A 13,194-nucleotide genomic window follows, 5' to 3' on the forward strand; every position below is an offset into this window, starting at 1 on the left:
TGACACTTGTTCGACGGATGCTTTCAGCCTTTTATTCCTGAAAAAATTCCGGGTCGAGTTAATGTTTGGCGTAAAGCTGGCCGATATGCTAAAAAGTTCTCTAATAGACAATCACTTATAAGTTGTGGGCGACCTGACGACGATGGATATTAACGATGGATATAAATAAGCTACTTGAGTTTGCTGTTAACAATAATGCCTCCGATTTACACCTGGCAGCCGGGATGCCGCCAATGATAAGGATTGACGGGGACATGAAGCGCATAGATATGCCTGCGCTTGAAGACAAGGCTATTCGCAAACAGCTTGATGCAATCATGTCGCCATTTCAGAAAGAAGAGTACAACGAAAGCCTGGAAACAGATTTTTCGTATGAGATCGCCGGGCTGGCACGTTTTCGTGTCAACGCTTTCAGTCAGAAGCGTGGAGCTTCAGCTGTTTTCCGCACCATTCCGTCCAAGGTCTGGACGATGCAGGATCTGGGGATGGGGGAACAGTTTGAGAAAATCGCCAATTTATCTCGCGGACTGGTGGTGGTGACCGGGCCAACTGGGTCAGGTAAATCAACATCACTTGCGGCCATGGTGGATTACATTAATCAGTCCCGACATGAGCATATTCTGACAATCGAAGATCCCATCGAGTTTGTCCATGAGAGTAAGAACTGCCTGGTGAATCAGCGAGAGGTGCACCGGGACACGAGGAGCTTTAGTAATGCGCTGCGTTCAGCGTTGCGTGAAGACCCGGATATCATACTGGTCGGTGAGCTACGGGACCTGGAAACTATTCGTTTGGCGCTGACAGCGGCGGAAACCGGCCATCTGGTATTTGCCACACTCCATACGTCATCGGCAGCGAAAACAGTCGACAGAATCATTGATGTATTTCCCGCTGGAGAGAAATCGATGGTTCGCTCTATGTTATCTGAGTCGTTGCAGGCCGTGATTGCTCAGACATTGCTGAAAAAGAAAGGTGGAGGGCGTGTTGCTGCCTATGAAATTATGATGGGGTCGACGGCGATTAGAAACCTGATTCGTGAAGATAAGATTGCCCAGATGTATTCGGCGATACAGACAGGTGCTCAACAAGGCATGCAGACTCTCGATCAGCATTTGAAGCGGCTGGTTGAGTCTGGCATGGTCGAGTCTGAAATTGCCCGCAGCAAAGCACGCAACCCGGAACACTTCTAAGCCGGAACACGGCTAAGGAAGGTTACTCCGACGCTGGCGTGTTTTTTACAGCGCTGGCGTCAGTGTTGGGCGGTTTTTGCAGTTCTCTCACCCGCTTGTCCAGGTCTCTGAGAATTAACAGCATTTCTTCACGTTCCTGGTGAGCAGTCGCTTCGTTCTCATTGCGTCGACGATTTTCCTCTTCATAGTGCTGCTCCTGCATGGTGCTGACGATGATACCGATGAAGAGGTTGAGTACGACAAAAGCGGTAATCAGAACAAAGGTAGTGAAGTAGATCCAGGCGTATGGAAACACTTCCATGACAGGCCGCGATATCCCCTCAGACCAGCTTTCCAGCGTCATTACCTGGAACAGCGAGTAAAGCGTGAGTCCCAGGTTGCCAAAGCGTTCAGGGAATTCTTCAGAAAACAGCTGCGTGCCCATGACACCGAAAATGTAGAACACCATGGTGAGCAGGAACAAAATCCAGCCTATGCTGGGAATGGCCTGTAATAACGACTCAATAATGCGTCGCAATCGATCGATTCGGGTCAGCAATCGAAGCACCCTGAGGATGCGCAGCGAACGCAGTATGGCAAAAGGCCCTGCCGCCGGTACCAGCGCAATGGCGACAATGGAGAAGTCGAAGACATTCCAGCCCTGGCGGAAGAACCGCCAGCCATGGGCGTAGAGTTTGAGCGCAATTTCAGCAATAAAAATCGCCAGAATGCCCTTTTCCAGCCACTCCAGTGCCGGGCCTGCAACACGCATGATCGTGCTGGAGGTTTCCAGGCCCAGAGTAATGGCATTGATGATAATGAGAGTAATGATAAAGTTTTGAACCGCTGGACTCTCCACCCACTCAGCGGTTCGTTGGCGAAAACGGCTTGTCATACTTTATCGGTCTCTATATGCGCTTCTCAGCGATAATCATCAATGCTGGGGCAGGCACAGAAAAGGTTTCTGTCACCGTAGACATTATCAATCCGGTTAACGCTGGGCCAGAATTTGTCTTCGCGCAGTGAATCAACCGGATAGGCTGCTTCCGCTTTGCTGTAGGGGCGATCCCAGGATTCATCCATGATATCTGCCAAGGTGTGAGGCGCCTGCTTGAGCATGTTGTTTTCAGCGTCCAGCTCACCCGACTCAATGCGTGCGATTTCCTGGCGAATGCCAATCATGGCTGCAATAAAGCGATCCAGTTCCTGTAAGGGTTCACTTTCCGTGGGTTCAATCATCAGCGTGCCGGGTACCGGGAATGACATGGTAGGGGCGTGGAAGCCGTAGTCCATCAATCGTTTGGCGACATCTTCATCGGTAATGCCGGTCGTTGCCTTCAGGGGGCGCAGGTCAATGATGCATTCGTGTGCGACCCGACCATTTTTTCCGGTGTACAGCACCGGATAATGCCCTTCCAGTCGGCTGGCAATATAGTTGGCACTGAGGATGGCAACCTGGCTGGCTTTCAGCAGGCCGCTGGCCCCCATCATGGTGATGTACATCCAGGAAATCGGCAGAATACTGGCGCTGCCCCAGGGGGCGGCAGAGACAGCGCCGCTGTCTTTCTCAGGGCCATCCAGAGCGACGACACTATGGTTGGCAACATAGGGCTGCAAGTGCTTCTTGATACCAATCGGGCCCATACCTGGACCACCGCCGCCATGCGGAATGCAGAAGGTTTTGTGCAGGTTGACGTGGGACACGTCAGCGCCAATATCACCGGGTCGGGCGAGACCGACCTGGGCATTGAGGTTGGCACCATCAAGGTAAACCTGACCGCCGTGATCGTGAATAATCTGGCAGACTTCTTTGACGGTTTCTTCGAACACGCCGTGCGTTGACGGGTACGTGATCATCAGCGCAGCCAGTGTGTCACTGTACTGGGCCGACTTCGCTTTCAGGTCTTCCAGGTCAATGTTGCCTTTCTCATCACAGGCGACCACAACCACTTTCATGCCCAGCATTTGTGCGCTGGCAGGGTTGGTGCCATGAGCAGAACTGGGGATCAGGCAGACGGTGCGTTCCTTCTGCCCCTGGGCGTCCAGATAGCGGCGAATCGCTAGCAAGCCGGCGTATTCACCCTGGGCACCAGAGTTAGGCTGCATGCTGACGGCATCAAAGCCACAGATTTCAGCCAGCATGTGTTCCAGTCCCTCGATCATACTGCGGTAGCCGCTGACCTGATCTGCCGGTACAAACGGGTGTGGTTTGCTGAAAGCAGGCCAGGTGATTGGCATCATCTCGGCCGTGGCATTCAATTTCATGGTGCAGGAGCCCAGTGGGATCATGGCGTGGGCCAGTGACAAATCGCGGTTCTCCAGGCGCTTCAGGTAACGCAGCATGTCTGTTTCGTTGTGGTAACGGTTGAAGACGGCGTGCTGCATGAACGGGCTCTGACGTTGCAAGGTGGCAGGAATGCCAAATTGCGGGTAGAGGCCACTGTCCAGCTGTTTAATATTGTCAGGAGTAACGGTATCGCCTGTGATAACCGCCAGCAGTGTAGCTATGTCGTCCACTGTCGTGGTTTCATCGAGGCTGATACCAATGGCATCTGTTTCAGTGGTGCGCAGATTTATCCGCGCCGCATCAGCGCGATGCAGTATTTCAGTACGCTGCTCAGCAGTAACCTGCAGGGTCAGTGTGTCGAAGAATGTCTCGTTGATGTTCAGGTTGTTGCTGTGTAGTCCTGCCGCCAGAATCCGGGTCAGTCGGTGAATGCGCAAGGCAATTTTCTGCAAGCCGACCGGGCCGTGATACATCGCATACATAGCCGCAATATTGGCCAGCAATACCTGAGCGGTACAGATGTTGCTGTTCGCCTTTTCGCGTCGGATATGCTGTTCCCGCGTTTGCAATGACATGCGATAGGACTGCTTGCCGCGGCTGTCGACTGATACGCCGATGATGCGTCCGGGTACGGCGCGCTTGAACGCGTCGCGAGTGGCAAAATAGGCGGCGTGCGGGCCGCCCAGTCCCATTGGGACACCGAAACGCTGTGTGTTGCCTACGACGACATCGGCTTCCATTTCGCCAGGAGGTGTCAGCAATGTCAGACTCATCAGGTCGGCAGCAACACAGACGATTGCTTTTTTGTCGTGTAGCTCGGTGGCTATGTTACTGAGATCGGTAATTCGACCGTATCGGTCAGGGTACTGTAGTAATGCGCCAAAGACGTCGTGCTGGCCGGCTTCTGCTGCAGGGCCGACAATGATGTCAAAGCCGAAGCGCTCGGCCCGGGTTTCTACCACGTCGCGGGTTTGCGGCAGGCAGGCTTCGTCGAGGAAGAATTGCTGGCTGGCTTTGTTCTTGCTGACCCGTTTGGCCAGCGCCATGGCCTCAGCAGCAGCTGTTGCCTCGTCCAGCATGGAGGCATTAGCCAGTTCCATGCCGGTGAGGTCCAGTACCATTTGCTGATAGGCGATCAGTGTTTCCAGGCGGCCCTGGGAAATTTCCGGCTGATAGGGCGTGTATGCTGTATACCAGCCTGGATTTTCCAGTACATTGCGCACGATGACAGGTGGTGTAATTGTGTCATGATATCCCAGGCCGATATAGGATCGGCGCAGGTCTATCTGATCGGCCAGCTCTTTCAGGCTGGCCAGTGCCTGCTGCTCACTGCGTGGAGGATCGAGAGCCAGCGGTTTGTTGAGCGCGATGCTTTCCGGCACCGTGGCTTTGACCAGGGCATCCAGATCAGAGTAGCCCAGGTTTTCCAGCATCAATTGAATGGCGGACGCATCAGGGCCGATATGGCGACCGATAAAAGCGTCATCATCGTGCAGTGCATTCAGCGGCGTATCTATGTTCATTCACACATTCCAGCGTAAGTGTCAGCGTCAAGCAGCTCTTCCAGCTCTGCCGGGTTACTTGGCAGAATGCGGCAAATCCAGCCTTCTTCGTAAGGTGATGAGTTGACGGTTTCTGGTGCGTCCGCGAGGTCTTCATTGACGGCAATGATCTCGCCGGAGACAGGGGCGTAAATGTCAGATGCCGCTTTGACGGACTCGATTACACTGAGTTCGTCTTTGGCTGCCACCGTGCTGCCTTCTTCAGGCAGTTCAATAAAGACGATGTCACCCAGCAGGTCCTGTGCGTGATCGGTAATACCGATGGTGACGGAATGGTCTTCTTCAACGCGAATCCATTCGTGGGTAGCTGTGTAGTGTAATTCGGAGGGAAGGTCGCTCACGGTTCAGTCCTCATGGCTAAAGGGTGGGAAATTAATCGAATACTTTTTTGCCGAATCGCACAAAGCCCGGTCGAACGATTCGGACCGGAATGCGTTTGTTGCGAAGTTCGACTTCACAGGATGTGGTGTTGGCCGGAATTCTAGCCAAAGCAATGCTGTGCTTCAATGTCGGTGAGTAGGTGCCACTGGTAATCAGGCCTTGTGCCTCACTGCCATCATCCAGTTGGCAGTGCACGGTCAGGCCTTCACGCAAGACACCTCGCGTTTCCATAACCAGTCCTTTTAATACTTGGCGAGATGGCTGCTCCTGGCGTTGCTCGCGCTGCGCCTCAAGGGCAGCGCGGCCGATGAACTGACGCTCTTCAGGCTCCCAGACAACGGTCCAGGCCATGTTGGCGGCTAACGGTGAGACTGTCTCGTCCATATCGTGTCCATACAAATTCATGCCGGCTTCAAGGCGCAGTGTGTCTCTTGCGCCCAGACCTGCCGGTTTTACACCGGCAGACAGCAACTCATCCCAAAGGCGTTGCGCATCATGGTGCGGCAGCATCAGCTCCGCGCCGTCCTCGCCGGTGTAGCCGGTTCTGCCCACGAAAACGCTGTCCGCTTCGATGGCATAAAAAGGTTTTAACCCGGACAGGCTGTCCTCGGTCAACGAAGAATAGTTAAGCAATAAAGGGGCCAGAATAGATAAGGCCTGAGGGCCCTGAACAGCGATGATGGAAAGATCGGATCTTTCTGTCAGGGTGACGTCGAAATTCGCCAGATGACTGTTCATCCAGGCCAGGTCTTTTTCGCGCGTCGCACAATTGACGACCAGTCGATAGCCGGATGAACGCTGATAAACGATCAGGTCATCGATCACGCCAGCCTCGTCATTGAGCATGGCGGTGTAAAGTGCCTGATTCGGGTGCAGCCGTTCGACATCATTGGCAAGAAGGTGGCGCAACCAGGGCTTGGCATCCGGGCCGGTAATGTCCACGATGGTCATGTGAGAGACATCGAACATGCCGGCTTGTTCTCGCACAGCTCGATGCTCTTCCATCAGTGAGCTGTATTGAATGGGCATATCCCAGCCGCCAAAGTCGACCAGTTTTGCTCCGGATTGCTGGTGATTCTCAAAAAGCGCTGTTCGTTTGCCCACACACACCTCGCTTACAAACTACTGAATGGCACACCACTCGGTTCTGGTGCAGGAAAAGAAGGTATTTTAAGCGTTGTTTCGCGTATTTAACAGCGCAGTATCAGTCCAGCTCGGCCAGAAAACGTTCTGTTCTCGGACGGAAGCTGTGTTCATTGTCCAGAGAAAAAACCACAGAACTTGAACGACCAACCAGCTGGCTTCGAGGGATAAAGCTATAGAGCCGGCTGTCAGCGCTGTTGTCCCGGTTGTCACCGAGTACGAAAAAGTGATCTTCAGGCACACGGGCAGGGCCGTAGCTGCGGGTCAGACGACGGTTGCGTGGACTGGTGAGCAAGGCCTGGTGGGTCTGGTCAAACAGGTGTTCGGAGATGACGATGCCATCATTACCTTCAGACAGCACTTTATGATCAACGATTTCGCCATTGACGATCAGCATGTTATTACGCATGTAAACGGTGTCGCCAGGGACGGCGATGATACGCTTGATTAAGCGTTTGCCAGCCGCTTCAGAATCGATGATAACGATATCGCCATATTGCGGGTCGCCGATTTCTACCAGTGAAATGCCAGTAAAAGGAATTTTGAGGTCGTAGGCCAGTTTGTTGACCCAGACCTTATCCCCATCAAGCAGGGTGGGCTGCATGGAGCGTCCGGAGATGGAGTTCAGGTCGGCGACAGCGCTCTTGAAACAGACGATACTGACCAGTATCAACAAGAACTTGCGGTTGTCACGCCAAAAAGCTGTCAGGTAGTGTCTCATGCGGTTTTTTGCTGGCGAATTTCATTAACACGAATTCCGACAATAGCCCTAATTGGCCGCTGAGGTCAATGGATGACAGTCACGTTACAGACAAAATTGTATAAAACAGGACAATTTCTGCTAATGTCAGTCACTCTGGACTCATTAGCGATACCGACTTCGTTATAACGTATGGCCTTAACTCAGTTTCATCCAGCCTGCCAGGCATGGTTTCAAAATACTCTGGGTGAGCCCACCCCGGCTCAGTCACAGGCCTGGCCAGCTATTCAGGCAGGCAAGCACACACTGATCGCTGCACCTACCGGTAGCGGTAAAACGCTGGCCGCCTTTTATACCTCCATAAATGCCCTGGTTCAGGAAGCCCAGAGTCAGCCTTTGCCAGCCCAGACCCGTGTGCTTTACCTGTCGCCACTGAAAGCTTTAGGCAATGACATTGAACGCAACCTTCGCCAGCCACTGGCGGGTATTGAAGATGAACTGTTCATGCAGGGGCAGCGTGCTGCGGATATTCGGGTCGCTGTTCGAACCGGTGATACGTCAGCATCTGAACGTCAGAAAATGCTGCGCCAGCCGCCACATATTCTGGTGACAACCCCTGAATCTGTTTATTTGTTGCTGACCAGCACACAGGGCCGGCGTCTGCTGGCAACCGTCACGACCGTCATCATCGATGAAATTCATGCCATGCTGGGAGATAAGCGCGGCTCACATCTGGCGTTGTCACTGGAACGGTTGCAGGCGCTGGTGAAGCACCCTTTACAGCGCATTGGCCTGTCAGCCACCCAGAAACCACTGTCACTGGTGGCGAATTACCTGGTCGGGAATCGTGAGGAGCACTGTGAAATCATTGATACCGGACACCAGCGGAAACTGGATATCAGACTGGGTATGCCGGACTCACCGCTGACGGCACTGATGAGCAATGATGTCTGGGGTGAGCTGTATGAGCAACTGGTTGCCCTGATACAGCAGCATCAGACGACGCTGGTGTTCGTGAATACACGTCGGCTGTCCGAACGCCTGGCGCTGGCGCTAAGTGAACGCCTGGGGTCGGATGCGCTTTATGGTGACGGTGCGGCAGGTCTGGTCAGTTCGCACCATGGCAGTATGAGTAAAGAGCGGCGTCATCATGCCGAGCAGCAATTAAAGGCCGGTAAGCTAAAAGTGCTGGTTGCCACCGCATCAATGGAGCTGGGTATTGATATTGGCTCTGTTGATCTGGTCGTGCAATTTTCCTCGCCACTTCGTATTGCCACGTTTTTGCAACGCATTGGGCGAAGTGGGCACCAGGTAGGTGGTGTGCCCAAGGGTGTGCTGTTCCCGCTGACTCGTGATGACCTGGTGGAATGTACGGCGCTGATCGACAGCATACATCAGGGAGAATTGGATAAAATTCTGATGCCAGAACAGCCGGCAGATATTCTGGCGCAACAACTGGTCGCTGAAATTGCGGCTCGTCAGGATGAGTCCGCAGAGGGGAACAGTTGTGTTGAGGAACTGTTTCATGTCATGTGCTCGGCCTGGCCGTATCGCGACCTGGAGCGTGACAGGTACGATAAGCTGCTCAGCATGCTCTGCGAAGGTTATGCCACACGGCTGGGCCGTCGTGGCGCCTGGCTTCACCTGGACAGAGTCAATGCCCGAGTCAGTGCCAGGCGTGGTGCCAGGCTGACCGCATTAACCAACGGTGGGGCCATTCCTGACATGTTCGACTATCAGGTGGTGCTGGATCCAGATGATCAGGTCGTGGGTACCCTGAATGAAGACTTTGCGTTAGAAACATTGCCCGGCGATATCTTTACGCTGGGTTCACATGCCTGGCAATTAATGCGAGTCGATGGGCTCAAGGTTCGTGTGCGTGATGCTGTCGGGCAAAAGCCGACAGTGCCATTCTGGTTTGGCGAAGGGCCGGGGCGTAGTGCGGAACTGTCGGTATCGGTATCCCGTTTACGTGAGGTGGTTGATGAACTGCTGATGGAGCAGGAAGAAACACAGGTTGCCGGGATACTGGCTGAACGTTTGTCATTGCCCGTTCATGCCATGCAGCAACTGGTTGAATACCTGGCAATCGGTCGTCGTGCGCTGGGGGTGATGCCTACCCAAAAGAATATTGTCATGGAACGTTTTTTTGATGATGTAGGTGATATGCATGTAGTGATACATGCCCCTTTTGGTAGTCGCCACAATCGTGCCTGGGGGCTGGCGTTACGAAAGCGTTTTTGCCGCAGTTTTAATTTTGAGCTGCAAGCCGCCGCCAATGAAGACAGCATCGTTATCTCGCTGGGTTCAGTACACAGTTTTGTGCTCGATGAAGTGTTCAAGTATTTGAATTCAGCCAGTGCGAAAGAAGTGCTTACCCAGGCGCTGCTCGATGCACCGATGTTCGAGGTGCGCTGGCGCTGGAATGCAACCCGGGCGCTGGCCATTCAACGTAACCGCAGTGGCAAACGGGTGCCGCCGCAGTTTCAGCGCATGGATGCAGAGGACCTGGTCGCTCAGGTGTTTCCCGATCAGCTAGCCTGTCAGGAAAACTTAACGGGTGAACGGACGGTACCGGATCACCCTCTGGTTCAGCAAACCATTGATGACTGCCTGACCGAAGCCATGGACGTAGATGGTTTATTGTCCTTGCTGGAACAGATGGAAAGTGGCTCTCTGAACCTGTTGGCTATGGATCTTCGGGAGCCTTCTCCTTTTGCCCAGGAAATCATCAATGCCCGGCCTTATGCCTTTCTGGATGATGCGCCGTTTGAAGAACGTAGAACACTCGCGATCAGGAACCGAAGCTGGCAGGGTGAAGAGGATGCCGGCCATTACGGACATCTGGATGAGTCGGCAATAACGCGTGTCACAGAAGAAGCCTGGCCGCTGATGCGGGATGCTGAAGAACTGCATGATGCGCTTTATACCGCCGGTTTTTTTGTCGCTTCCGAACTAAGCGCCGGAGAGCTTCAGCCTTTGTGGCAAACATTGCAGGCCAGTCATCGCGTCTGCTCGATCACGATTAACAGTGAACAAAGTGGTTGCGATGCGGTATTGTTGCATGTGGCTGCTGAAGTACTTCCGCTTTGCCGCCTGGTTTGGCCAGCGTGTCAGGTGGACCGCGAACCGGTGTTGCCCGATGAACTGCTGTCGCTAGAGTTGAGCAGAGAAGAGGCTGTAAAGCAGCTGATTCAGCGCCGCCTGAGTGTGATGGGGCCAGTGACAGCCAGGGAGCTTTCCGGGTTGGGGGGGCTTTCTTTGGCTGATACGCAGCAGGCTTTACTGGCTTTACAAAGTGAAGGCTTTGCATTTTGCGGACAATACTCGGCAACGACAACCAATAACGTTGTAACAACTGAGGCGGAGCAACAATGGTGCGAGCGACGTCTGCTGCAACGTATTCATCGTTATACACTGGAATCCCATCGCGAGCGCATAAAGCCAGTATCATTACAGGCCTGGACGCTGTTCCTGTTTAGCCGCCATGAGTTACGAACCCAATCTATAGTGCCACGGCCCCAGGCATTACCGGCCGGTGCTGAGTCTGAGGCTCTGCTTGAGCGGGTTTGCCAGTTACTGGACGGTGTTGATGCGCCGGCAGCGAGTTGGGAAGGCGATATTTTGCCAGCCAGGCTCAGTTTTTATGATCCTTCCTGGCTGGATAAGTTATGTAGCAGTGGGCGGTTGACGTGGGGGCGATATCGGCTGACGACCGCCATTTCCGGTGCCAGGTCTGCAACAACTGCGAAGCCAAGGAAAAGTGCCACACCGATCAAGAATACGCCAGTCTCATTGGCAGCGCGCTCTTCATTAGCGCTCTGGTTAAAGCTGACAGGCGAAGCGGCCGGACAGTCCTCGTTAAGCCACAATGCTGAATCAGTCCTCACAGTACTGAAAGAACATGGCGCAAGTTTCTATCACGAATTACAACAAGACAGCAGGTTAATGCCTGTTCAGGTTGAAGAGGCATTGGCGGAACTGGTTGCAGCTGGCAGGGTAACCAGTGACACATTTACCGGTTTGCGGGCATTACTGACACCATCGAGCCAGCGAGGTGGCCGAAGCCGACGCCGCAGTGCTACCTATCAGGCTGCCGATGCGGGTCGATGGTCGCTGATTCGGCGGCCTCGTGATATTGAGGCGCTGTCCGAAGATGAACGTGCCGAGTTAATCGGCATTTATATCAGGCGCTGGGGAGTACTGAGCCGTCAAATCCTCGCCAGAGAGGTACATGCACCACCCTGGCGAGAGTTGCTGCCCGTGTTACGAACCATGGAATTGCGGGGGCAGTTACGAGGTGGACGGTTTATTGCGGGTATGGGTGGGGAGCAATTTGCCCATCCCGATGATGTGAAGCCCTTGCGAAAGGCTGCCAGTGAACTGGCGTCGCGACAATCAGCTGAGCTTGACTGGGAAGGCGCTGTTTATCACAGTCTTTCAGCTTGCGATCCGGTTAATCATCTTGCTATTTTGCTACCCGAAGTGAAATTGGCCAGGGTGGTGCGGAACCGCGTATTGTTTCAAAACGGTACCCCCATCGCTGTCCTGGAAGGCGCTAAAGTTCGCCTGCTAAGAGAGGTGCCTGAGCAATTCCGCTGGGCGGTGGAACAGTTGCTGCGCCGACAGGAGGTGAACCCGAGGTTGCGCAGTTATCTTGGTCGGGCTGGCTCAGCCAGCATACGACCTTAACGTTTAATCCTGTCAGGAGTTATTGTGACTTATTTGTTTGATCTGCCGACACCGGCATTACCGATCGCGGACAGCGATCAGTTATTCCCGTTGAACCGAGCTTTTTGTGTGGGAAGAAACTATGCAGACCATGCTCGGGAAATGGGCGCCGACCCGTCAAGAGAGCCGCCTTTCTTTTTTAGCAAGCCGGCTTCAGCTGTCTTTAGCCCGCAGGGCTCCGTCTCGTATCCACCCCGCACAGAAGAGTTGCACCATGAGGTGGAATTGCTGGTAGCGCTGAAACAGGGTGGCTGCAATCTGAGTCTGGCAGAAGCACGTGCCACTGTTTATGGTTATGCTGTCGCTGTCGATTTTACCCGGCGTGATATCCAGGCGGCGGCTAAAAAAGCCGGGCGTCCCTGGGATGTTGCCAAAGGTTTTGATCACTCGGGACCCGCTTCGGCGCTACGACCGCTGACTGATACAGGTTGGCTGGATCATGGCGAGATTACGTTGACTGTAAATGATGAGCTCCGGCAGCGGGGAGATCTGGCTGATATGATCTGGAAGGTGGATGAAATCATTGCTGAGTTATCAACCTGGTACACCTTGCAGGCGGGGGATGTGATATTTACCGGAACCCCGTCCGGTGTTGGCCCCGTATCAGCCGGAGATCGCATTCATTGCCAGATTGCAGACCTGGGAGAACTGGGCTTTCAGCTGAAATAGCCGTGTTACGTTTGAGGTTGACTGATGGGCGGGCTGATTGGCAGGCAGGATGAGAGGCGGCAATTCGGTCGTTCAATCTTCGGCCTGCAGGGACGGCAAACCGGCCAACCAGCTTTCCAGAATCAGTTTGGCTGCCAGGCCATCCACTTCTTTTTTCAGGTCTGTATGTTTGCTTTTCCCGGCACCAGCGCGGTTCACAATCTGATCGCGAGCTTCAAATGAAGATAATCTTTCATCCATGCCATAGCAGGGTTTATGTAATCGACCTTCCAGGCGTTGGCCAAATTTTCTGGCTCTGAAAAACAATTCATTCTCACTGTCGTCCATGTTATAGGGGAGGCCAACAACAAAGACATCTGGCTCCCATTCCTGGACCAGTGTTTCCAGTTGCGACCAGTCAGGTACACCGTCATTTGCGGGAACGATGGCGACAGCGCGCGCGGTGCCTGTCAGACTCTGGCCGAATGCCACGCCTATGCGTTTGGTACCAAAGTCAAAGGCAAGCACATTGATAGGCTTTTTCAACCGAGATGGCCATTGTGGCAAACTCAT

General features: G+C 53.7%; 9 protein-coding genes. 3 read left to right on the top strand and 6 right to left on the bottom strand.

Annotated features, from left to right (window positions below; all coding sequences use genetic code 11):
• Positions 1-155: 155 nt before the first annotated feature.
• On the top strand, positions 156-1,190 hold the full coding sequence (locus tag PSCS_RS08320) for a type IV pilus twitching motility protein PilT (RefSeq protein WP_068811643.1): 1,035 nt from the start codon (positions 156-158) through the stop codon (positions 1,188-1,190).
• Positions 1,191-1,212: 22 nt separating this feature from the next.
• Here PSCS_RS08320 and PSCS_RS08325 read toward each other — a convergent pair whose 3' ends face one another.
• The 5 genes from PSCS_RS08325 to lepB form a co-directional block, all read right to left on the bottom strand.
• Positions 1,213-2,064 (bottom strand): ion transporter, encoded by an 852-nt coding sequence (locus PSCS_RS08325; RefSeq protein WP_068811645.1) that lies wholly within the window; start codon positions 2,062-2,064, stop codon positions 1,213-1,215.
• A 26-nt stretch (positions 2,065-2,090) separates the two neighbouring features.
• Complete coding sequence (gene gcvP, locus PSCS_RS08330; RefSeq protein WP_068811647.1) at positions 2,091-4,979, bottom strand: aminomethyl-transferring glycine dehydrogenase; 2,889 nt, start codon at positions 4,977-4,979, stop codon at positions 2,091-2,093.
• A complete protein-coding gene (gene gcvH / locus PSCS_RS08335) occupies positions 4,976-5,359 on the bottom strand; it encodes a glycine cleavage system protein GcvH (RefSeq protein ID WP_068811648.1) in 384 nt (127 codons plus the stop codon). The genes gcvP and gcvH overlap by 4 nt, the downstream gene beginning before the upstream one ends.
• Before the next feature lie 31 nt (positions 5,360-5,390).
• Positions 5,391-6,503 (bottom strand): glycine cleavage system aminomethyltransferase GcvT, encoded by a 1,113-nt coding sequence (gene gcvT, locus PSCS_RS08340; protein WP_068811650.1) that lies wholly within the window; start codon positions 6,501-6,503, stop codon positions 5,391-5,393.
• Positions 6,504-6,603: 100 nt separating this feature from the next.
• On the bottom strand, positions 6,604-7,263 hold the full coding sequence (gene lepB, locus PSCS_RS08345; RefSeq protein ID WP_068811652.1) for a signal peptidase I: 660 nt from the start codon (positions 7,261-7,263) through the stop codon (positions 6,604-6,606).
• Between the two features lie 171 nt (positions 7,264-7,434).
• On the opposite strand from lepB, the gene PSCS_RS08350 reads away from it, so the two are divergent.
• Positions 7,435-11,934, top strand: a complete 4,500-nt coding sequence (locus PSCS_RS08350; RefSeq protein WP_068811654.1) for a DEAD/DEAH box helicase — start codon at positions 7,435-7,437, stop codon at positions 11,932-11,934.
• A gap of 24 nt (positions 11,935-11,958) precedes the next feature.
• Positions 11,959-12,642: a fumarylacetoacetate hydrolase family protein gene (locus PSCS_RS08355; RefSeq protein WP_068811656.1), complete on the top strand. Its 684-nt coding sequence runs from the start codon at positions 11,959-11,961 to the stop codon at positions 12,640-12,642.
• A 72-nt stretch (positions 12,643-12,714) separates the two neighbouring features.
• Here PSCS_RS08355 and ruvX read toward each other — a convergent pair whose 3' ends face one another.
• Positions 12,715-13,194 carry a Holliday junction resolvase RuvX gene (ruvX, locus tag PSCS_RS08360; RefSeq protein WP_068811657.1) on the bottom strand — a complete coding sequence of 160 codons (480 nt, stop codon included), beginning with the start codon at positions 13,192-13,194 and terminating at the stop codon, positions 12,715-12,717.

Source organism: Pseudohongiella nitratireducens, from assembly GCF_001642735.1.
In the GTDB taxonomy this organism is placed as follows: domain Bacteria; phylum Pseudomonadota; class Gammaproteobacteria; order Pseudomonadales; family Pseudohongiellaceae; genus Pseudohongiella; species Pseudohongiella nitratireducens.